General features: G+C 59.1%; 20 protein-coding genes and 4 tRNA genes. 13 read left to right on the forward strand and 11 right to left on the reverse strand.

What is annotated here, in order from left to right:
• Positions 1–32 precede the first annotated feature (32 nt).
• The 4 genes from MN186_RS02495 to MN186_RS02510 all read right to left on the reverse strand — a co-directional run bounded on the left by MN186_RS02495 (position 33) and on the right by MN186_RS02510 (position 3,169).
• Positions 33–1,007, reverse strand: coding sequence for a beta-ketoacyl-ACP synthase III (locus tag MN186_RS02495; protein ID WP_242111295.1), 975 nt, complete (start codon positions 1,005–1,007; stop codon positions 33–35).
• Positions 1,004–2,092 carry a phosphate acyltransferase PlsX gene (gene plsX / locus MN186_RS02500; RefSeq protein WP_242111296.1) on the reverse strand — a complete coding sequence of 363 codons (1,089 nt, stop codon included), beginning with the start codon at positions 2,090–2,092 and terminating at the stop codon, positions 1,004–1,006. Before plsX ends, MN186_RS02495 begins: the two co-directional genes overlap by 4 nt.
• A 56-nt stretch (positions 2,093–2,148) precedes the next feature.
• The gene (rpmF, locus tag MN186_RS02505) at positions 2,149–2,358 is read right to left on the reverse strand and encodes a 50S ribosomal protein L32 (RefSeq protein WP_242112668.1); all 210 of its coding nucleotides are present in this window, start codon (positions 2,356–2,358) and stop codon (positions 2,149–2,151) included.
• Between the two features lie 232 nt (positions 2,359–2,590).
• Positions 2,591–3,169 carry a YceD family protein gene (locus MN186_RS02510; protein WP_242111297.1) on the reverse strand — a complete coding sequence of 193 codons (579 nt, stop codon included), beginning with the start codon at positions 3,167–3,169 and terminating at the stop codon, positions 2,591–2,593.
• 111 nt (positions 3,170–3,280) lie between these two features.
• On the opposite strand from MN186_RS02510, the gene MN186_RS02515 reads away from it, so the two are divergent.
• The 3 genes from MN186_RS02515 (at position 3,281) to MN186_RS02525 (ending at position 6,486) form a co-directional block, all read left to right on the forward strand.
• Complete coding sequence (locus tag MN186_RS02515) at positions 3,281–3,754, forward strand: outer membrane protein assembly factor BamE (protein ID WP_242111298.1); 474 nt, start codon at positions 3,281–3,283, stop codon at positions 3,752–3,754.
• Positions 3,755–3,882: 128 nt separating this feature from the next.
• Positions 3,883–4,617 (forward strand): GNAT family N-acetyltransferase, encoded by a 735-nt coding sequence (locus tag MN186_RS02520; RefSeq protein WP_242112670.1) that lies wholly within the window; start codon positions 3,883–3,885, stop codon positions 4,615–4,617.
• A 42-nt stretch (positions 4,618–4,659) separates the two neighbouring features.
• Positions 4,660–6,486 (forward strand): ABC-F family ATP-binding cassette domain-containing protein, encoded by a 1,827-nt coding sequence (locus MN186_RS02525; RefSeq protein WP_242111299.1) that lies wholly within the window; start codon positions 4,660–4,662, stop codon positions 6,484–6,486.
• 15 nt (positions 6,487–6,501) lie between these two features.
• On the opposite strand, the gene MN186_RS02530 is transcribed toward MN186_RS02525, so the two are convergent.
• The 6 genes from MN186_RS02530 to MN186_RS02555 form a co-directional block, all read right to left on the reverse strand.
• The gene (locus tag MN186_RS02530) at positions 6,502–8,040 is read right to left on the reverse strand and encodes a trimethylamine methyltransferase family protein (RefSeq protein WP_242111301.1); all 1,539 of its coding nucleotides are present in this window, start codon (positions 8,038–8,040) and stop codon (positions 6,502–6,504) included.
• A gap of 219 nt (positions 8,041–8,259) precedes the next feature.
• Complete coding sequence (gene trhA, locus MN186_RS02535) at positions 8,260–8,901, reverse strand: PAQR family membrane homeostasis protein TrhA (RefSeq protein ID WP_242111304.1); 642 nt, start codon at positions 8,899–8,901, stop codon at positions 8,260–8,262.
• 144 nt (positions 8,902–9,045) lie between these two features.
• A complete protein-coding gene (locus MN186_RS02540) occupies positions 9,046–10,443 on the reverse strand; it encodes a pyridoxal phosphate-dependent decarboxylase family protein (RefSeq protein WP_242111305.1) in 1,398 nt (465 codons plus the stop codon).
• A 24-nt stretch (positions 10,444–10,467) separates the two neighbouring features.
• Positions 10,468–11,217 carry a triose-phosphate isomerase gene (gene tpiA / locus MN186_RS02545; RefSeq protein ID WP_242111306.1) on the reverse strand — a complete coding sequence of 250 codons (750 nt, stop codon included), beginning with the start codon at positions 11,215–11,217 and terminating at the stop codon, positions 10,468–10,470.
• A 273-nt stretch (positions 11,218–11,490) separates the two neighbouring features.
• Positions 11,491–11,859 carry a HesB/IscA family protein gene (locus MN186_RS02550; protein WP_242111307.1) on the reverse strand — a complete coding sequence of 123 codons (369 nt, stop codon included), beginning with the start codon at positions 11,857–11,859 and terminating at the stop codon, positions 11,491–11,493.
• A 68-nt stretch (positions 11,860–11,927) separates the two neighbouring features.
• On the reverse strand, positions 11,928–12,293 hold the full coding sequence (locus MN186_RS02555; RefSeq protein ID WP_242111308.1) for an SUF system Fe-S cluster assembly protein: 366 nt from the start codon (positions 12,291–12,293) through the stop codon (positions 11,928–11,930).
• Between the two features lie 320 nt (positions 12,294–12,613).
• Between MN186_RS02555 and MN186_RS02560 the strand changes: the two genes are divergently transcribed.
• The 5 genes from MN186_RS02560 to MN186_RS02580 all read left to right on the forward strand — a co-directional run bounded on the left by MN186_RS02560 (position 12,614) and on the right by MN186_RS02580 (position 17,307).
• Positions 12,614–12,838 carry a hypothetical protein gene (locus MN186_RS02560; RefSeq protein ID WP_242111309.1) on the forward strand — a complete coding sequence of 75 codons (225 nt, stop codon included), beginning with the start codon at positions 12,614–12,616 and terminating at the stop codon, positions 12,836–12,838.
• Positions 12,839–12,919: 81 nt separating this feature from the next.
• On the forward strand, positions 12,920–14,062 hold the full coding sequence (tgt, locus tag MN186_RS02565) for a tRNA guanosine(34) transglycosylase Tgt (RefSeq protein WP_242111310.1): 1,143 nt from the start codon (positions 12,920–12,922) through the stop codon (positions 14,060–14,062).
• Positions 14,063–14,253: 191 nt separating this feature from the next.
• On the forward strand, positions 14,254–16,659 hold the full coding sequence (gene lon, locus MN186_RS02570) for an endopeptidase La (protein ID WP_242111312.1): 2,406 nt from the start codon (positions 14,254–14,256) through the stop codon (positions 16,657–16,659).
• A 260-nt stretch (positions 16,660–16,919) separates the two neighbouring features.
• Positions 16,920–17,150: a hypothetical protein gene (locus MN186_RS02575; RefSeq protein WP_242111313.1), complete on the forward strand. Its 231-nt coding sequence runs from the start codon at positions 16,920–16,922 to the stop codon at positions 17,148–17,150.
• 82 nt (positions 17,151–17,232) lie between these two features.
• Positions 17,233–17,307: transfer RNA gene (locus MN186_RS02580), tRNA-Val, on the forward strand.
• A 60-nt stretch (positions 17,308–17,367) separates the two neighbouring features.
• On the opposite strand, the gene MN186_RS02585 is transcribed toward MN186_RS02580, so the two are convergent.
• Positions 17,368–18,369, reverse strand: coding sequence for a GlxA family transcriptional regulator (locus MN186_RS02585; protein ID WP_242111314.1), 1,002 nt, complete (start codon positions 18,367–18,369; stop codon positions 17,368–17,370).
• 178 nt (positions 18,370–18,547) lie between these two features.
• On the opposite strand from MN186_RS02585, the gene MN186_RS02590 reads away from it, so the two are divergent.
• From MN186_RS02590 to MN186_RS02610, 5 genes are all read left to right on the forward strand, one after another.
• Positions 18,548–18,623: transfer RNA gene (locus MN186_RS02590), tRNA-Val, on the forward strand.
• Positions 18,624–18,683: 60 nt separating this feature from the next.
• On the forward strand, positions 18,684–19,280 hold the full coding sequence (locus MN186_RS02595) for a histidine phosphatase family protein (protein ID WP_242111316.1): 597 nt from the start codon (positions 18,684–18,686) through the stop codon (positions 19,278–19,280).
• Between the two features lie 82 nt (positions 19,281–19,362).
• Positions 19,363–19,439, forward strand: a tRNA-Asp gene (locus tag MN186_RS02600).
• A 150-nt stretch (positions 19,440–19,589) separates the two neighbouring features.
• A tRNA-Asp gene (locus tag MN186_RS02605) sits at positions 19,590–19,666 on the forward strand.
• 86 nt (positions 19,667–19,752) lie between these two features.
• The gene (locus tag MN186_RS02610) at positions 19,753–19,986 is read left to right on the forward strand and encodes an RND transporter (RefSeq protein ID WP_242111317.1); all 234 of its coding nucleotides are present in this window, start codon (positions 19,753–19,755) and stop codon (positions 19,984–19,986) included.
• The last annotated feature ends 25 nt before the right edge of the window (positions 19,987–20,011 follow it).

The raw sequence follows: 20,011 nt of genomic DNA on the forward strand, positions 1-20,011 counted from the left end.
CTGTGGCGATGCTTTGCAGGTGGCCAAGCGGTTTACCACCGCAAAACGACCGCGCCCCAGGCAAGGCCGCCGCCGATTGCCTCGGTCACGATCAGATCGCCCCGTTTGATCTTGCCGTCGGCGCAGCCCACCGACAGTGCCAGCGGGATCGACGCGGCCGAGGTGTTGCCATGATCCTGCAAGGTCAAGACGACCCGATCCATCGGCACACCCATCTTCTTGGCGGTGCCCTGAATGATGCGGATATTGGCCTGATGGGGTACGATCCAGTCCACGTCGTCGTCGCCGAGTCCAACCTTTTGCAACGCTTTTTCGGCGGTTTCGGTCAGCTTGCCCACAGCCTGACGAAACAGGGGATTGCCCTGCATCCGCAAACGGCCCGCGGTCTGTGTCGTCGAAACGCCGCCATCGACATACAGCATGTCGCGCATCCGCCCGTCCGAGTTCAGATCAGCCGAAAGGATACCGCGATCCGCGACAGTTCCACTGCCGATTTGTGCTTCCAGAATCACCGCACCGGCACCATCGCCGAACAATACGCAGGTGGCTCGGTCGCTCATGTCCAGAATGCGCGAGAACGTCTCGGACCCGATAACCAGCACCCGGTCGACCTGTTCTGACAGGATCAGCGCGTTGGCGTTGGCCAGTGCAAATACAAAGCCCGCGCAGACCGCTTGCACGTCAAAGCCGAAGCCCTGCGTCATGCCCAGTTCGCTTTGCACCATCGTCGCAACAGATGGGAAGGTCAGGTCGGGGGTCGAAGTTGCGACGATGATCGCGTCGATATCGTCCACCGCCAGCCCGGCGTTCTCCAATGCTGCACGCGCGGCGCTTGTGGCCATCTGTGAGGTCGTTTCGCCGTCCGCAGCAAAATGGCGACGCTCGATCCCCGATCGCGTGCGAATCCATTCGTCGGAGGTATCGACAATGTCTTCGAAGTAGGAGTTCGGGACCACGCGTTCAGGCAGATAGTGCCCAACGCCCTTGATCACGGCGCGTCTTATCATTCTTGCTGCTCACCTTGCCGGCTTTCCGTTGCGACATCTTGGCGTGATGCGTCACCGGATGCAACCCGCGCGGCGAGCTTCTGGCTAAAACCGCTTTTGCCCAATTGAAAGGCAAGCTTGACCGCAGCGGAAATGCCTGTCGCGTCCGCCGATCCGTGGCTTTTGACGACAGTTCCATTCAGCCCCAAAAAAACGCCGCCATTGTTGCGACTGGGATCGACGCGCGCGCGCATCTGCTTTAACGGCGTCATGGCAAGAAGGGCTGCAAGTTTGGATATCAGGCTGGCCGAGAATACCTCGCGCAGCAGCCCCGAAATCAAGTTGGCCGTGCCTTCGCCGGTCTTCAGCGCGACATTTCCGGTAAACCCGTCCGTCACGATCACATCGACACGATCTGACGGCAGATCGACCCCTTCGATGAACCCGACAAAGTCTATTTGCGCCCCGTCCGCGGCGTGGGAAATTAGCTCGTGCGCCGCTTTCAGCTCGCTCCGACCCTTGTGTTCTTCGGTTCCGACATTCAGCAACCCGACGCGGGGGCGATTGATGCCCAGCCCGTTGCGCGCATAGGACGCGCCCATCATGGCATATTGCAGCAGGTCGTTTTCATCGGCGCGCACATCGGCACCCACATCCAGCATCACGTTGAACCCGGACGGGTTGTGCGACGGCCAGAGGCAAGCAATTGCCGGACGGTTTATGCCAGGCAGTTTGCGCAGGCGGACCATCGACAGCAGCATCAGCGCACCGGTATTGCCGCAGCTGACCGCCACATCGGCGTCGCCGTCGCGCACGGCCTCGATCGCCGACCACATCGAGGTATTCTGACCGTTGCGCATCACCTGGCTGGGCTTGTCGTCCATTGTGACGACCTCGTCCGCGTGACGAACTTCGCACACCTCAGACAAACCCTTCGTGCGGGCCACCAGTGGGTCAAGTTCAGCTTTGTTGCCGTGCAGAATGAACCCGATCTCGGGGTTCTTATCAGCGGACAGCGCAAGACCGGCAACAACGGCTGCCGGTCCAAGATCCCCGCCCATGGCGTCGACCGATACGATTGTGCGTTTGGAGGCGTCCATTGTCATTCTTCATCCCATGCTCGGGGATTTTCTGACACGACCCCCCGCGCCGGGCAAGAGGCTTACGCCGCGTCTTCGTCGTCAAAATCCGCGTCGTCGGTCATGGCGACCACTTCGCGGTCGTCATAATGACCACATGACGGGCAGACATGGTGAGGGCGCTTCAGCTCGCCGCAGTTCGAACATTCGTTCGGGTTCACGGCAACCAGGGCGTCATGCGCACGGCGGTTGTTGCGGCGCGACTTCGATACTTTGTTCTGTTGGACAGCCATCGTCTCAACCTTTGGAATTCGGGGGCTTAAAGCCCGGTGTATTTCTGGGGCGATATCGCCCGGTGTTCTCAAGACATTCCTGAGTCTCGGCGCCTCATACGCGGTTTGCGGTGCGCTGTCCAACCCATCTTGTGGAAGAAGGCGCGAAAATACTGAGATTTTGATTTCATGCAAGGGGTGAAATGCGCGGATTTCCGGCATTCTTGCCGATTTTTGCAAGCCACCATGCAATTTAGCTTTTCTTGTCCCCCTTCGCCAGCTTGTCGCGCAGGTCAGAAAGGCCTGCGAAGGGCTTTACATCCTCGTCCGTCATCGGCGTTATGCCCGGTTCCGCGAAATTGGCAGTGTCGACCTTTGCACCCTCGACCCGCGGATACAAGGGCAGGGCAAGTGCCAGCGATTCAACCATCACTTGGCCCAGATCGATCGTTTCGGTCAACTGCTCGGCGTTGTCGTCCTCGGGCATCTCTACCTCTTCGGCGGGCTCGGGGTCGGGCATATGCGCCAGCCAGCGGCGTTCAACCGTTTCGTCGATGCGGGTGGTGACAGGATCCAGCGTGACGACGCAGGTCTGGACAACCGTTGCCCCCAGCACGGCCGTCATTTCCCAATCGTGCTGGCCCAGCGGCCGCAGTTCGCCCGACAAGCGCAGCTTGCGCAGCCCCAAAAGGCCCAGATCGGCCGCAATGGCGTCGCAGGTTGACTGGTCCGGCGTCAGGTCAAACGCCGTGGGTCGCCCTGTGGGCAGCTTGGCGGGACGGAGGGGATGGGTGAACGGCAGGTGGCCGCGTGAATTGGATATGTCAGTCATGATCTGTCTCCGCTGGTCTGATAACTTTAGCCCATCATCGTTTCTTGAACCATGTGCGTTCCTAGGATAAGCCGATACCCAAGACAGAGTGGCGAACGCAAGGGGGGCGGTATGTCTTATCTGCGCCAAGCAGGCAGAAAAACGGGCAAGCTGATCGGGGCGGTGCTGATGGTGGCGCTGGTCGCGGGCTGTTCCGCGACGTATCGCAACCACGGCTACATGCCCCCGAAAGAGGATGTGGACTTGGTCGAGGTCGGTAAAGACACACGCGAAACCGTGTCGTCATCCATCGGCAAGCCGGGCACATCGGGTCTGTTGTCGGGCAGCGGTTATTATTACGTCCGCTCGCGCTTCAAGCACTATCTCTATAACTCGCCCAAGGAAGTCGACCGCGAGGTGCTGGCCATTTCCTTCAACGACAAGAACGTCGTCCAGAATATCGAGCGTTTCGGGCTGGAAGATGGCCGTTTCGTTGTGCTGGAGCGTCGCGTGACCGACACCAACATTCAGGGCGTCGGGTTCTTGCGTCAGTTGTTTGGCTCGTTCGGACGGATCGACGTGGCTGATCAGATCAGCAGCGATTGATCCCCTGCAACGGGGCAAGGCGCAAAGGTGCGGGGCTGGATAGGTGTCGTGTTTTTTCTGCCGAACGGGGCGCTGGTGGCTGCGCGACCTTGCCGGCGGGGGCAGTTGGCGCACATAGTTTCGATATGATGCAGCCTGTCGCCAAAGGTCGCCTGATTGCGCGCGTCGACGCGGGGCCATCCGATGTGCGCGCTGTCCAGGCCCTCCGGGGGCGGTGTTTCCGCGCAGGGACGGGACCGGATCAAGACGCGATTGATTTTATTTGCCGCCACGTCTTGATCGAAAACCGCGACACCGGCGTGTTGGTCGGGTGCTTTCGGCTGATGCTGTTGTCAAGCGGCGTCTGTATCGGTGACAGCTATGCCGCCCGGTTCTATGATCTGTCTGCGCTTGCCCAATATGATGAACCGATGATCGAGATGGGGCGCTTTTGCATCGCGCCAGATGTGCCCGACCACGCCGATATCCTGCGTCTGGCGTGGGGCGCGATGACACGTCATGTCGATCAGGCCGGGGTCGGGATGATCTTCGGCTGCGCATCCTTCCCGGGGACCGATGTCGCACCCTATCATGACAGTTTCGCGATGCTGCGCGATCGTCATCTTGCGCCGCGCCGCTGGCGACCACGGGTCAAGGCGCCCAAGGTGTTTCGCTTTGCCCAGCGGGGCCGGTCAACGCCCGATGCCAAGCGCGCTTTGACCGCCATGCCGTCCTTGTTGCGGTCTTATCTGGCGATGGGGGGCTGGGTGTCCGATCACGCCGTGGTGGATGACGACCTTAATACTTTGCACGTCTTCACTGCGGTCGAGGTGAAGGCCGTTCCTCCCGCCCGCGCGCGGCTTTTGCGGGCGGTGGTGGGGTAAGCCGTGGTTGACCTTGTCAGGCGGATTGCCTAACTCGGCGCCATGGCACGTATACCCCTTCTTCAACTATCCGATATCTCGCTGACCTTTGGTGGCGATCCTGTGTTTGATGGGCTTGACCTTGTTGTGCAGCCGGGCGACCGGGTGGCCCTTGTGGGGCGCAATGGATCCGGCAAATCGACGCTGATGAAGGTCATGGCAGGGTTGGTCGAACCCGACAACGGCACACGCGTTCTGTCGCCCGGTGTCGCGGTTGGTTATATGGAGCAACACCCCGATTTGTCCCGGTTTGCCACGCTCGGCGATTTTGCCGTCTCGGGGCTTGAGCAAGGCGAGGAATACCTGGTCGAACGTGTGGCCGAGGGGTTGAAACTGCGGCTTGATGCACCGGTCGGCACCGCATCGGGCGGAGAGCGTCGGCGCGCCGCACTGGCGAAACTGCTGGCTGAAGCTCCCGACTTGATGCTGCTGGACGAGCCAACCAACCACTTGGACATTCAGGCCATCGAATGGCTTGAGGATGAATTATCGCAAACCCGCGCAGGCTTCATTCTGATCAGCCACGACCGCGCCTTTCTGCGCGCCCTGACGCGGGCCACGCTGTGGGTCGATCGCGGGCAGGTGCGGCGGCAGGAAAAGGGGTTTGAGCATTTCGAGGCATGGCGGGATAAGGTCTGGGAAGAAGAGGACCAAAGCCGCCACAAGCTGAACCGCAAGATCAAGGCGGAAGGTCGCTGGGCAGTCGAAGGCATCAGCGCCCGGCGCAAACGCAACCAGGGCCGCCTGCGCGCGCTGGGCGATCTGAGGGCCGAACGCGCAGCCCAGATCAACCGCCAAGGTGCCGCCGAGATGGCGCTAGAGGCCGGTCCGAAATCTGGCCGCAAGGTGATCGAGGCGCGCGGAATTTCGAAATCCTACGGCGACCGGATGATCCTTGGCGATTTTGACCTGCGCGTGATGCGGGGCGAAACCATCGCCTTCGTTGGACCGAACGGTGCGGGCAAGACCACACTGCTGAACATGCTGATCGGGCAGGAAACACCTGACGCCGGCAGCGTCCAACACGGCACCGGCTTGGAAATCGCGGTGTTTGACCAGAACCGGACGGGGTTGGTGGAAGATGACAGCTTGTGGGAAAACCTGACGGGCGACCCCGAGATGCGCGTGTCCGGCAAGGCCGATCAGGTCATGGTACGCGGGACGCCGAAACATGTCGTCGGCTATCTGAAAGAGTTTCTGTTTTCCGATGCACAGGCCCGCGCGCCCGTGCGGTCGTTGTCAGGTGGGGAAAAGGCGCGGCTGATACTGGCGAAGATCATGGCAAGGCAATCCAACCTTCTGGTGATGGACGAGCCGACCAACGATCTGGATGTGGAAACGCTGGACTTGCTGCAAGAGCTGATCACCGCCTATGACGGGACCGTTCTGGTGGTCAGCCACGACCGCGACTTCCTTGACCGCGTCGCCGAACGCACCATCGCGATGGAGGGCGACGGGCGGGCCACGATTTATCCCGGCGGTTGGTCGGACTATCAGGCGCAGCGGGATGATCGAAACGACGATACGGCGAAAAAACCATCTAAGACAAAGGCTAAGCCCGAGAAGGTCAAGCAGAGCATGAAGGACGATGCGCCGGGCCTGTCGTTCACCGAACAGCACCGCCTTGACGCTCTGCCCACTGAAATGGATCGTTTGTCGGCCGAAATCGCCAAGCTGGAAGAATTCCTGATGGACCCTGATCTATTCACCAAGGAACCAGTGAAGTTCAAAAAGGCGTCCGAAGGTCTGGCCAAACGGCAGCAGGCACTGGCGGCCGCCGAAGACGAATGGCTGATGCTGGAAGAAAAGGCGGAAACCGCGCGCGGGTGACGCGCACGGCGGTATTTATTGTGGCAGGTGGATGTTGAACGCGGCCCGAATCTGCGCATCAATTTGGGGATCAAACAGGGCGCTGGATGACCCCGACAGAATTTGCTCTTTGCGCGCGATGGCGTTCTTCAAAAGATCCGGTTTGCCGATCTCTTCCCATGCCTTGGGCGATGTCCGGTCGCCGAGCGCGGGATAGATATATTCTGTTTGCATCAGCGAAAGTGTCTGATCTGACCCAAGGTAATGCCCCGGACCGTCCAGACAAACCGCGCGCATGACGTCCAGGTTCACGCTGTCTTCGGACACGTCGATCCCGCGCACGCAGCGCAGGGCTTGGCCGATCAGGTCGTCGCCAAGGATCAGGCTTTCAAGGCAGAATCCCAGAAGCGACGCGTGCATCCCTGCGGCCTCATACACCATGTTCAGCCCCGACAGACCCGCCAGTACGTTCGAGCACATCTGCTCCCACCCCGCCTGCATGTCGGGCAGTTTGGCGTCGGCAATGCCTGCCGCCGCCCCTCCGGGCAGGCCATAGAAGGCGTGCATCTGCGCGCAACCCGCGGTCAAAAGTGCCTGCTCGCCGGACCCGCCTGACATGGCGCCTGTGCGCAGGTCGGATACGAAAGGCCATGTGCCGAAAACCGCCGGATGGCCCGGTTTGATCGCGTTGACATAAACGACGCCCGCCAGACATTCCGCGACCGCCTGTACAATCGCACCGGCAATCGGGGCAGGGGCCGTGGCACCGGCTTGACCGGCAGACAGCAAAAGCACAGGCATACCGGCGTCGATCACCTTCTCCATCACCTGACAGCTTTCGGTGGCGAACTTCATCGGCGGCACAACAAAACAGTTCGAGTTCGAGATGAAGGGCCGTGCGCGCCATGCGTCTTCCCCCCCGGCGATCAGGTGAATCAGGCCCATGCAATCATCAACGAAGCCGGGCTCGGTGAACGAAGTGCCAACATGCTTGGTGGTGCCAGAACAGCAGGCATAGATCGTGTTCAGATCCAATTCGCGATTGTCAGCAATATCGCGGCACACCATAGGGCGTTGCAGGAAATGAATGTTGTCGAGCTGATCAACAATTCGCGCCGCGTCAAACAAGTCCTGCACGGTGCTTTCGCGGTAATTGCGTCCTTCAACATCAACCACATGCACCGCCGCGCCTGCCGTGCCGTAATGCACGCGATTGCCCGACAGGGTCAGATCGTGCATTGGGTTACGCCCGTGCAGGGTGATGGATTTGGCGGCCATCGCTAACATATCCTCGACCAACGCACGCGGGAAGCGCAGGCGCCCGTCGTCACCCAGAATGGCGCCCGCGCGGGTCATATGCTCGACGCCCGACGGCGGGGCGTCGGCCAACCCGATCTGTTCCAGCGCGTCCAGTGCGGCATGGTGGATACGCGCGATGCCGTCGGGAGTGAGGGGCTGAAACGTGCCGCCCTGCATTCCCGCCCGAACGGGGCGGAGTTCACGGGCAAGGGGGGCGGCGCGCAGGGCCGTGCGGGCAGCGCGGCCACCGGAACGGCGGGCAGGCATATGTGTCATTGTTTTAATCCTGAGGTTGTTGTGGCGCTTGGGTGAAGGCAAAATTGCCCTCAGGGTCGGCCGCGTGCGGCACGGCCGCGTTCGGCGCCGATGGTGCGCACAACAATCGAAACAAGCCAGTCCAACCTGTTCATTTCCGTCCTCCTGCCCATCAGCATAGAGCGTCGGGATACGACAGGTCTGTTCTGTTTGCGGCATCAAGGCCGGCTAAAATGGCCGTTAAGTGCCTACAACCATCACCACAGCGGCATAATGCGCAGCAGCGCCCAGCAACACATGCACATGCCAGATCGCGCGGTTGAAAGGCAGATGATCGCGCAGATGGAAGATAGTGCCCAGCGTAAACAGAAGCCCGCCACCCACCAGCAATACCAGGATCGCAGGGCTGAACGTCGCGATCAGTGGGCCGATCATCAGAACGGCCATCCAACCTTGCATAAGCGTCAGCATGAATCCCAGCCGGTCAAACCGCCCGAAGAAAAACAGCTTCAGCGCCACGCCGATGATTGCCAGCGTCCAGGCCGCCGCAGCCAGCGCCAAGCCATTGGTGCCCCCGATCCCGATCAGCGCGATGGGCGTATAGGTGCCCGCGATCATCAGATAAATGGCCGCGTGGTCAAATCGGCGCAGCACTTGGCGTGCCGATCTGTGCAGCGTCATGTTATAGGCTGCAGACAGCGTGAAACTGGCAATCAAGCCCGCCCCATAGGCCAGCATGGGCGGCAGTCGGCCCATCGGTTCAACCCCCATCGACCAATAGATCAACGTAACCGATCCGATAACTGCCGCGATTACCCCCAGACCGTGAACGACGCCGTCGGCGACGTATTCGTGATATGTAAAGTCCTTCCCGAACTCCATTGGATTCCCCTTTCGTCTATCAAATAGATAAGAACCAAAGTGGGCGCCGGCATGCCGATATGCGGTAAATTTAATGTCCGCCACATAAGACACGACCCACAACCATAATACATGAAAACACGGAAATGTAAAGATTTCCTGCAGTTACGTGTCTTGTGCCAGCTCTTGAAGAACTTGGGGGATCATCATCACGTCTTCGCGGGTGCATGAAAACTGCCCAACCGAGACGCGGATGATAAACTGCCCCGCGTGGTCGGTCTGGGTCAGATAGATCCGCCCGTCGCGGTTGACCCGGTCCAACAGCGTGGCGGTGCGCGCATCGTCCTGAAAGCGGAAGGTGAAAAGCGCAAGTATGGGCGGCGTTGTGATCTGAAAACCGGGCAGGGCGGCGATGGCGTCCGCAGCCTCGTTCGCCCAGGCGACATGGTTGCGGATGCGGGCGCGCAGACCCGTCAGCCCCTCGGATCGCAGCAGGAACCACAGTTTTAACGCCCGGAACCGGCGGCCAAGGGGCAGGGTCCATTCGTTGTAATTCACCACGTCATCCGCGCCTTGGGTCTTGAGGTAATCCGGGCGCAACCCCATGGCGCCGATCTGGGGCGCGGGGTCACGCAGGAATTGAACGGCACAGTCAAACTGAGCGCCCAGCCATTTGTGGGGGTTGAACACGATGCTGTCGGCGGCCTCGATCCCGGCCCAAAGCGTTCGGAATTCGTCGCAGATCATGGCAGACCCCGCCCAAGCGGCGTCGACATGGACAGTCAGACCGTGTTGGTGCGCCACATCAATGCAGGCCGCAATGTCATCGCACGCCCCGATCGAGGTGCCACCGACGCACAGGACCACGCCTGCCGGTTTCATGCCCGCTGCAATATCTGCCCGGATCAGTGCGTCCAGCGCGTCGGCATCCATCGACCATGTCGGATGGTCGGGGATGGTCGGCACTTTCACAAGATTATCTTGCCCGATGCCTGACAGACGCACCGCCTTGTCGATGCTGGAATGCGTCTGTGCGCTGGCATAAATCCGCAGAGTGGGTGCGCCAGACAAGCCCTTGGTGATACCTTCATGTCCCAAAGCAAGCTCTCGCATCGTGGTGACAGCGCAGAAGGTCGCGGTGGTGGCCGTGTCGTGAATCGTGCCGGTCAGATCATCCGGCAGCCCCATCGCGTCGCGCAGCCAACGGATGACAAGTTCTTCCATCTCGTTTGCCGCCGGAGCTGTTTGCCAAAGCATCGCTTGCGCGGACATCGCATTGGCCAATTGCTCGGCCAGCATCGAGGCGGGCGCGGCATTGGCTGGGAAATACGCAAAGAAACGCGGGTGCTGCCAGTGGGTCATGGCGTCGGGCACCAGCCGCGTGAAGTCGTCGAAGATCGCCTCGATCTGTTCGGGTTGCTCGGGCACGGGCGCGTCGATCTTGGCCAGAAAATCGCCCGGTGTGATATCGGGGCGCACCGGGCGGTCGCGCAGTCCTGCGTGATAATCGCGCGCCCAGTCAGCGGCGCGCTTCTGCCACTCGGCCAGTTGATCGTGATTCATTGCAGGCTCCGTTCGGCTTGGCGGTCAGGCGTTGTCTAAGGCCGTGACGATGGGCGAGAAATCGGCTGCCGACAGGCTGGCCCCGCCCACCAATGCGCCATCCACGTTGGATACGTCAAAGATATCGGCCGCATTCGACGGCTTCACCGAGCCACCGTAAAGGATTCGCGTCGACAGGCCGACCCCTTCGCCGAACCGACGTACAAGACGCAAACGGATAAAATCATGCACCTCGCCGATCTGATCCAGCGTCGGCACCTTCCCGGTGCCAATCGCCCAGATCGGTTCATAAGCCACGACAAGGTTTTCGCCCGTCACCACATCGGGAATCGAGCCCGCCATCTGCCCACCGATGATATCCAGCGTGTTGCGGGCGTCGCGTTCGGCAAGGCTTTCGCCCACGCACACGATCACTTTCAGCCCCGCGCCCAGGGCCGCAACAACCTTTTCGCGCACATCAGCGTCGCTTTCCTCGTAATCTTCGCGCCGCTCAGAGTGCCCCAGAATGACATGGCTGGCCCCCGCATCAGCCAGCATTTGCGCCGAGATGTCGCCGGTATGTGCGCCCGTTGCGTTCGGGTGGCAGTCCTGCCCGCCAATGGCGATCTGTTCGGGGGCGGTTTTGGCGGCACGGTCGATCAGGGTGGCGGGAGGACAAATCAAAATGTCACAATTGGGGTTTGGATGCGCCTCTGCCAGCGATTTAAGCTCCTTCAAGCTTGCGCTGGTTCCGTTCATCTTCCAATTGCCTGCTGCCAATTTGCGCCGCGTCATCCGATCTCTCCTTATTGATAATTGAGTTGTCGGATGCAGGGCGCAGGGCGTCAAGCCCCGGTGATGGGTGCGTCAAAAAACGTATGGTCTTTGGAACAAATTTCTAGGAACGTTCAGGCTTGCACATCCAACGCTCGCAACACCCAGTCGGGCTCGCCCAATGCGGCCTTGGCAAGGTCCAATAGGCCTATCCTGTCGCGATACGTCAGGGGCGCGAGCCCGTCAAACAGCTTTTGACAATGACAATAACCGCGTCGGTGACCGCCATCAGGCCTACGACTGCTCTGTGGTCAGCGCGTCGTCGAACTTGATCGATTCGCCACAGCCACAGGCTTCGCTGACATTGGGGTTGCGGAATTTAAACCCGGCCTCAAGCAGTGCGACTTCATAGTCGATTTCGGTCCCGAACAGGAACATCTGGGCCATAGGGGCGATAATGACGCAAGCATCGTTTTGTTCGACCACCTCATCATTGGGGTCAACTTCGTCCACGTAATCCATGGTGTATTCCATGCCTGCGCAGCCGCCTTTCTTGACCCCGATGCGCAGGCCCTTGTGACCACCGGATGCCATCAATTTGGCGATCTGGGCCTCGGCTGTTTTCGTCATGGTAATCGGTGATTTGCCGGGAATGCCAAACATTTGATCCTCCTTCATCCCTAAGGGACGGCCATAGGGCCGACGCCGATGGGGTTAGGGTGCATCTGGGGTTACATGAACCCCAGTTCAAGGCGCGCTTCGTCTGACATCATCTCCATCCCCCAGGGTGGATCCCATGTCATCTCGACGTTCACATGCTTGATCCCTGCGACCGGTTCGATCGCCTCGACCAGCCAGCCTGGCATTTCGCCAGCAACCGGGCAGCCGGGTGCAGTCAGCGTCATAATAAGATCAACCTCGTTCTTGTTGTTGATCTCAATCGTATAAACCAGCCCGAGGTCATAAATATTGACCGGAATTTCCGGGTCATAGACCGTGCGACATGCCTCTACCACGTTGTCATACAGCGGGTGATTGACGGAGGAGGGCTTGATCAGCGGTTCGCCTTCAAGTTTGTCGGTTGTGTTCATTGTCATAGCGCCATTGTCCTAAACCTGAGCGAACATATAGGGATTGAGACAGGCGAGGTCCAGAGGTCGCGCCGAAGAATCCGGCTCTTCCGGCTGCAACAAGACGGGCGCCAAGGCAGGTTTCTTCGGGCTAGTGTGAATGTGCCCGTTTCCTGAATGGCGATAAATTCAGGCAGGCGGCGACATTATCTCTCAATATCTTTCAATTGCCAAAAATCTAATTTTCAATTGCCTACAATTCGCCACAAAATCGACCGGTTCACCTTGAAGTTTATCTTCAGATTGCTTTTCTCAGCAGTGGGAGGGCTTAACGAGGAGCCAGAACGGTGTTTTCGACGGAAAAGGGTGACAGTGAAACGATGACGGCGGTCGAGCATTTGGACCAGGCGGCGCGTATAGCGCAGGATGTTGCGTATGCGTTAGCGAACCGGGTCGATAACACGACGCTGACCGAACTTATGCTGACCAGCCGCAAGTTGGAACGGCTGTCTGCGCGGGTTAATGCGGCTAATCTGGGAGGCGTCAAGGTTAACGCAGAACAAGACATCTGACCGCGCTGAACCTGTCTGCCGGGCGATGCTAAACCGCAGAAAGCCCTTGGCAATCGGGTCTATATGGGCCACATCAGCGCCATGCAAGACCAACGCCCCACACGCATCACTTTTTCCCTGAACGCAACGGACGGAAAGGCCCGCACCGGTGTCATCGACACGCCGCGCGGCCAAATCCGCACCCCGGCCTTTATGCCCGTGGGCACCGCAGCCACCGTGAAGGCCATGATGCCCGAAAGCGTGGCAGCCACAGGTGCCGACATTCTGCTGGGCAATACCTATCATCTGATGCTGCGCCCGACGGCGGAACGGATCGACCGGCTGGGCGGGCTTCACAAGTTTATGAACTGGGACAAGCCGATCCTGACCGACTCGGGCGGGTTTCAGGTGATGAGCCTTGCTGGCCTGCGAAAATTAACCGAGCAGGGCGTGACCTTCAAATCGCATATCGACGGGTCAAAACACGAGCTGACACCGGAACGCTCGATGGAAATCCAGAAGCTTCTGGGGTCCGATATCGTGATGTGTTTCGACGAATGCCCCGCGCTGCCTGCTGACCGTGATCGCATCGCAGACAGTATGCGCCTGTCGATGCGCTGGGCGGCAAGGTCGAAAGAGGCATTCGGGGATCGCCCCGGCCATGCCCTGTTCGGCATCATGCAGGGTGGGCTGGAACGTGACTTTCGCGAAGAAAGCGCTGAAGCTCTGAAAGAGATCGGATTTGATGGCTATGCCGTTGGCGGGTTGGCGGTGGGTGAAGGGCAAGCAGCGATGTTCGATTGCCTTGATTTCGCACCCGGTTTTCTGCCTGAGGACAAGCCGCGCTATCTGATGGGTGTCGGCAAGCCCGATGATATCGTTGGCGCGGTCAAACGCGGCATAGACATGATGGACTGCGTGTTGCCTTCGCGGTCAGGGCGTACCGGGCAGGTGTTCACCCGTCACGGTGTTTTGAACATCAAGAACGCACGTCACCAAGACGACCCGCGCCCGCTGGATGAAAATTGCACCTGTCCAGCCTGCCGGAACTATTCGCGCGCATATCTGCACCATGTTTTTCGGGCGCAGGAAATGATATCGGGCATGTTGTTGACGTGGCATAACCTGCATTATTTTCAGGAAATCATGCAGGGCATGCGTCATGCGATTGCGACCCACAGCTTTGCGGAATGGGAAGCCGGTTTCCACGCTGGCCGGGCGCAAGGGGATATCGAACCGCTTTGACCGTATCGAAATGCGCCCGTGCCGAATGCCGGCCTGCTTTCCTCTTGTTGTCCCCGCGCGACCGGGGCAAACTGTCGGGTCAAAGCGGGTTGACGTTAAGCGACGCGAGCCCCATCTGACACCTTGAAGAGGAGGCGCCCCAGCTGCCGAACTACAGGGGCAGGGCGCTTTGCCAAGAATAAGGAAATCCTATGAGTGAGCAATTGAGCCAATCCTTCCCGGTCTTGCCGCTGCGTGACATCGTGGTCTTTCCCCACATGATCGTGCCGCTGTTTGTTGGACGCGAGAAATCCGTCCGTGCGCTGGAAGAGGTAATGGCAGATGACAAGCAGATCCTTCTGGCCAGCCAGATTGATCCGTCGATGGATGATCCCGATGTGGAAGGGATTTACAGCGTTGGCGTGCTGGCCAACGTGCTGCAACTTCTGAAATTGCCCGACGGTACTGTGAAAGTGCTGGTCGAAGGCCAGTCGCGCGTGCGCATCAGCGACTATGTCGATAACGAAGACTATTTCGAAGCCTTCGCAGAAGTTATCGAAGAACGCCCCGGCGACCCGAACGAGGTTGAGGCGCTTCTGCGTTCAGTCGGCGACGAGTTCGAACGTTACGCAAAGATCAAGAAAAACATCCCCGAAGAAGCCCTGGCCGCGGTGTCCGAAACCCGCGCACCCGACAAGCTTGCCGACCTTGTGGCTGGTCACTTGGGCGTGGAAGTCGATCAGAAACAAGAGCTTCTGGAAACCTTCACGGTGTCCGAGCGGCTTGAAAAGGTGTTTGGCCTGATGCAGGGCGAAATGTCTGTGCTGCGAGTCGAAAAGAAGATCAAGACCCGCGTCAAAAGCCAGATGGAGCGCACCCAGCGTGAATATTATCTGAATGAGCAGATGAAGGCCATTCAGAAAGAGCTGGGCGACGGCGAAGAAGGCCAGAATGAGCTGGCCGAACTGGAAGAAAAGATCGAAGCCACCAAGCTGTCGGATGAGGCCCGCGAAAAGGCGGATGCCGAGCTGAAAAAGCTCAAGAACATGTCGCCCATGTCGGCCGAGGCCACCGTTGTGCGTAACTATCTTGACTGGATGCTGGGCTTGCCGTGGGGCAAGAAAAGCCGTGTAAAGAAAGACCTGAACAACGCGCAGAAGGTGCTTGATGCCGACCACTATGGGCTGGAAAAGGTCAAGGAACGCATCGTCGAATATCTGGCGGTGCAGCAGCGTTCGAAAAAGCTGAAAGGCCCGATCATGTGCCTTGTCGGCCCCCCGGGCGTGGGTAAAACCTCGCTTGGGAAATCGGTTGCCAAGGCCACGGGGCGCGAGTTTATTCGCATCTCGTTGGGTGGTGTGCGTGACGAATCGGAAATCCGCGGCCACCGCCGGACCTATATCGGCTCGATGCCCGGGAAGATCATCCAGGCGCTGAAAAAGGCGAAAACCACGAACCCGCTGATCTTGCTCGATGAGATTGACAAGATGGGGCAGGATTTCCGTGGCGATCCCGCGTCGGCTATGCTTGAGGTGCTGGACCCGGAACAGAACTCGACCTTCGTCGACCACTATCTTGAGGTCGAATATGACCTCTCGAACGTGATGTTCCTGACCACGGCGAACTCCTACAACATGCCCGGCCCGCTTCTGGACCGGATGGAGATCATCACACTGGCCGGTTACACCGAGGACGAGAAGCGCGAGATCGCGACCCGCCACCTTCTGCCGGAAGTGATCAAGGATCACGGGCTGAAGAAGGACGAATTCTCGGTGCCCGAGGAAACGCTGACCGATATCGTCCGCTATTACACCCGCGAGGCTGGTGTGCGGAACCTGAAGCGTGAACTGGCAAAACTGGCCCGCAAAGCCGTGACCAAACTGGTCAAGAAAGAGGTCGAAAACATCAAGGTCACGCCTGACCTGCTGGACGACTATCTGGGCGTGCGCAAGCATCGCTATGGCTTGGCGGAACAGGAAGATCAGGTCGGTGTCGTGACCGGCTTGGCCTGGACCAGCGTCGGCGGCGACCTGTTGTCAATCGAGGCGCTGCGCCTTCCCGGTAAGGGTCGAATGAAGACGACCGGCAAGCTGGGCGACGTGATGAAAGAATCGATCGATGCGGCCAGTTCATATGTCCGTTCGATCGCGCCCGACATCGGCGTGAAGCCACCCAAGTTTGAAAAATGGGATATTCACGTGCACGTGCCCGAAGGGGCGACGCCGAAAGACGGCCCGTCAGCCGGGTTGGCAATGGTCACATCGATTGTGTCTGTTCTGACCGGCATTCCGGTGCGCAAGGACATCGCCATGACCGGCGAAGTCACGCTGCGCGGCAATGCGCTGGCCATTGGCGGCTTGAAAGAAAAGCTGTTGGCCGCGCTGCGCGGCGGCATCAAGACCGTGTTGATCCCGCAGGAAAATGAAAAAGACCTGCGCGAAATCCCGGATAACGTGAAAGAGGGTTTGACCATCATCCCCGTCAGCCACGTGTCCGAGGTTCTGAAACACGCTTTGGTCCGCGAGCCGGAAGCGGTTGAATGGGACGAAGCTGCGGAAGAGGCGGCGGCGGCTGCCTTGGCCAAGGACCGCGCAAGCGCGGCGCCGGTTGCACACTAAGTTGGGTCGTTGGTTGGCGGTGTCCGCCGCTGTCTGCAGATTATTACGATAACGCGAAGGCGCGGGCAGAAAGCTCGCGCCTTCTTGCTGTGCGATCTGGGGGCGGCTTGTGCAACCATGTGGCTACGGTAAGGCTCGCGTGTTTCTTTAAGGCGACGCGATTTAACCATCAGAACTTAGTCACAGTCGGACCCCCATGAAGCCTTGTCCTGCGAATGCTGCGTAGAAGGCGACGCAGGGGCGGCCCATCTGCCGCGTGTTTGGCTAAAAACACCACGTCATGTGGCGCCCGTGAAGAACCGGTGGTCAAACGCAAAGAAATGCGGTCGCGCATTGCCTCCCCTCCCAAACAGACGCGCGAAGTTTATGACGCCATGCTGCATGAACCAAGCCACGCGCTGACGTGTGGTAAAAAGCTGCGTCTGTCGCCGTTGGACGTGGTCACGGTCAATCGCCGCCACGAACGACCAGACGCCGATTTGGTCGTCTAAAAGATCTGACGCAGCTATGCGGCGACTGCCGTGAAAGATGCCCTTGCACCCAAGGACGAGTGACGCTAAAACCTGCCCCGTTGGGTGATTAGCTCAGTGGTAGAGCGCTTCGTTCACATCGAAGATGTCAGGAGTTCAAATCTCTTATCACCCACCATTTTTTCCCGCCGATTTTGTATCAAAACTGACCCCTGAAAATTGATGTCAGCCCGAGTTTCTATCCGTGACCGGTCGAGAATTTGTGCGGTGACATGCCAAAGGTTTCGCGAAAGCGTTTAGAGAAGTAGGCCGCCGATTCGAAACCACAGGCCACTGCCACATCAACCACCGCCATATTGGTTTCCGCCAACAGGATACGGGCGCGTTGTAGGCGCAGGTTTTGCAGGTATTTCTTCGGCGTTGTGTCAAGGTAATGGCGAAACAGCCGCTCCATCTGGCGGCGCGAGATACCAAGCTTTTCAGTGACGATATCAAGGTTAATGTAATCATCCAGATGCGCTTCGAAATAGTTGATGACGCGCACCAGTTTGTCGTTGCGCACCCCGATCGAGGCGGAGGTCGAGCTTTGCTGGCGGTCGGTTTCCGACCGCTGCACTGTATGCAGGCACATATTCAGGACCGCTTGCGCCAGCACAGGGCCGTGGGTGTCGTAAATCAGCTTGAAAAACAGATCGGTTGCCGCAGACCCGCCGCCGCAAGTCATCACGCGGTTGTCCATAGTGTAAAGCTGTTCGACCGGGTCCAGATCGGGGAAATGTTCGCGAAACGGGGCGATGTTTTCCCAATGCAGGGTAAATTTGTGACCTGCCAGGATGCCGGCGCGCGCCAGCGTGTATGTTCCGGTGCACAAGGCCCCCACCGTGCGCCCCATGCGCCACTGTTTGCGCGTCCAATCTGCAACCTTGGCAGTGGTTGCGAGTTCCGGCTGTACGCCCGAACAGATGAAAATACGACTGTCGGCAGGTGTGTCGCCCAGCGGCCGGTCGATCCCGATCTCGATCCCGTTCGAACAGCGCACATTGCCCCCGTCTTCGGACATGGTGATCCAGGAATAAAGACTTTGACCGGTCAATTGATTTGCGATGCGAAGTGGCTCGATCGCCGATGTGAAGGCCAGCATGGACAGGTTGGGCAGCAGCACAAAAACGATGGGCTCGGGTGTGTCCGGGGCGTCGATTGCGACATGAGCCACGCCCTTGGGAACGACAGGCGCTGACATTCTTTGACTTCCTTAATGTTCAGATTGACGAAAATATACACGAGGTTCTGTGCGCGGCAATGATTTACGCAGAATAGGTCGGTATTATGCCCCGACCAATGTCAGTCCCAGATTTTTTACGGCTTTGCGAAAACCACTCTTGCAATCCCAGGTTTGGCGGGGCTATTAGCGGTCAGGCGGGTCGTTAGCTCAGTTGGTAGAGCGCTTCGTTTACACCGAAGATGTCGGGAGTTCGAGCCTCTCACGACCCACCATTTTCCGATCCGGTTTTCAGCGCGCTTGTTTGACACGACGGTGATTTGGTAAGGTGTCGAATGCATAATGAATTTCCCGAAATCTTCGTCGTTCGTCATGGTCAGACAGAATGGAACCTGGCGGGGCGTTATCAGGGAAGTCTGGATTCACCTTTGACCATCAAAGGCTGTCGACAGGCGCGCGACATAGGGAAGGTATTGCTGCGCGAAGTTGGTGACAGGAACGATGTGGTCGCCACGTCCTCGCCTCAGGGGCGGGCGCGACGGACGGCAGATCTGGCGTTGGCCCCATTGGGCTGGCCGATCACCGAAGATGCGCGCCTGCGCGAGATTGCGTTCGGTGCTTGGGAGGGGCTGACAAAGCAAGGAATTCATGCGGGCTGGCCCGAACTGGGATTGACGGACGCGCAAGCGCCGGTCGGCTGGCATTTCAAATCTCCGGATGGTGAGTCCTATGCAGACGTTGAGCGCCGGGTTGATCGGTTTTTGACAGACCTGACCCGGCCCAGCGTGGTTTTCACTCATGGTATTCTATCAATGGTGCTTCGGGCGCGCTGGCTGGGGGTGGGTGCGCAGGATATGCTGAAGCTTCCGGGCGGGCAGGGCGTCATATTTCATCTGTCGCCGGGGCGTGGCCATCGGATGATCGAAAAATAATCTTCAAAAACCGTAAAGGCCGCTTGACGCCTCCCGGCCTGCGTCCTAGAACGCCCGAACAAGCCGCAAGGCTTGGCAGCGAGCGGTTGTAGCTCAGATGGTTAGAGTACCGGCCTGTCACGCCGGGGGTCGCGGGTTCGAGCCCCGTCAACCGCGCCACCGCTGCCCGAAAGACGCCCCGCCTTCGGCGGGGTGTTTTCGTTTCAGACAGACAGATCGCGCCCCTTCAATCGGGCTCAAACGTGCCGCTTTCATCGTGGATTTGTTCATTGACGCCCCATTCCACCCGCTGTATCCACGCCGCTACGCGCGGTTGTAGCTCAGATGGTTAGAGTACCGGCCTGTCACGCCGGGGGTCGCGGGTTCGAGCCCCGTCAACCGCGCCACTTCACCACATTATCACCGAATGCCCCCTTCGCTAGTTTGCAGCGAAACGGCCGTTAAATACACGAACGAAAGGGGCAATCCGGATATGTCGGTCATTGATGACATCCCGTTTTTGACGGTTCTGATTTTCTGCCTGACTCTCGGGTTGGCACCATTCGCACCGCCGCATGTGTGGGAAAAGCTGGTCATGCTGTTCAACGGCACGCTGGTTCGGCCCATCGACATGTTTGATTGGCTGATGCACGGGACGCCTTGGTTGATCCTGGGCGTTAAGGTTGTCAGGATGCGGCGGGGCGATCAGCCCAGTGACGAGGGCTGATCGCGGTGGCGCGGCGTAGAGCCGG

Source organism: Aliiroseovarius sediminis, assembly GCF_022678485.1.
GTDB lineage: Bacteria > Pseudomonadota > Alphaproteobacteria > Rhodobacterales > Rhodobacteraceae > Aliiroseovarius > Aliiroseovarius sediminis.

Coding starts and splice junctions, on each gene's coding strand:
- MN186_RS02530 (WP_242111301.1), bottom strand. CDS start 8,040: ATGACACATATGCCTGCCCGCCGTTCCGGTGGCCGCGCTGCCCGCACG.
- MN186_RS02585 (WP_242111314.1), bottom strand. CDS start 18,369: ATGTCAGCGCCTGTCGTTCCCAAGGGCGTGGCTCATGTCGCAATCGAC.
- MN186_RS02525 (WP_242111299.1), top strand. CDS start 4,660: ATGGCACGTATACCCCTTCTTCAACTATCCGATATCTCGCTGACCTTT.
- MN186_RS02555 (WP_242111308.1), bottom strand. CDS start 12,293: ATGACAATGAACACAACCGACAAACTTGAAGGCGAACCGCTGATCAAG.
- MN186_RS02610 (WP_242111317.1), top strand. CDS start 19,753: ATGTCGGTCATTGATGACATCCCGTTTTTGACGGTTCTGATTTTCTGC.
- rpmF (WP_242112668.1), bottom strand. CDS start 2,358: ATGGCTGTCCAACAGAACAAAGTATCGAAGTCGCGCCGCAACAACCGC.
- tpiA (WP_242111306.1), bottom strand. CDS start 11,217: ATGACGCGGCGCAAATTGGCAGCAGGCAATTGGAAGATGAACGGAACC.
- MN186_RS02495 (WP_242111295.1), bottom strand. CDS start 1,007: ATGATAAGACGCGCCGTGATCAAGGGCGTTGGGCACTATCTGCCTGAA.
- MN186_RS02520 (WP_242112670.1), top strand. CDS start 3,883: ATGCAGCCTGTCGCCAAAGGTCGCCTGATTGCGCGCGTCGACGCGGGG.
- MN186_RS02540 (WP_242111305.1), bottom strand. CDS start 10,443: ATGAATCACGATCAACTGGCCGAGTGGCAGAAGCGCGCCGCTGACTGG.
- MN186_RS02510 (WP_242111297.1), bottom strand. CDS start 3,169: ATGACTGACATATCCAATTCACGCGGCCACCTGCCGTTCACCCATCCC.
- lon (WP_242111312.1), top strand. CDS start 14,254: ATGAGTGAGCAATTGAGCCAATCCTTCCCGGTCTTGCCGCTGCGTGAC.
- tgt (WP_242111310.1), top strand. CDS start 12,920: ATGCAAGACCAACGCCCCACACGCATCACTTTTTCCCTGAACGCAACG.
- trhA (WP_242111304.1), bottom strand. CDS start 8,901: ATGGAGTTCGGGAAGGACTTTACATATCACGAATACGTCGCCGACGGC.
- MN186_RS02515 (WP_242111298.1), top strand. CDS start 3,281: ATGTCTTATCTGCGCCAAGCAGGCAGAAAAACGGGCAAGCTGATCGGG.
- plsX (WP_242111296.1), bottom strand. CDS start 2,092: ATGACAATGGACGCCTCCAAACGCACAATCGTATCGGTCGACGCCATG.
- MN186_RS02550 (WP_242111307.1), bottom strand. CDS start 11,859: ATGTTTGGCATTCCCGGCAAATCACCGATTACCATGACGAAAACAGCC.
- MN186_RS02595 (WP_242111316.1), top strand. CDS start 18,684: ATGCATAATGAATTTCCCGAAATCTTCGTCGTTCGTCATGGTCAGACA.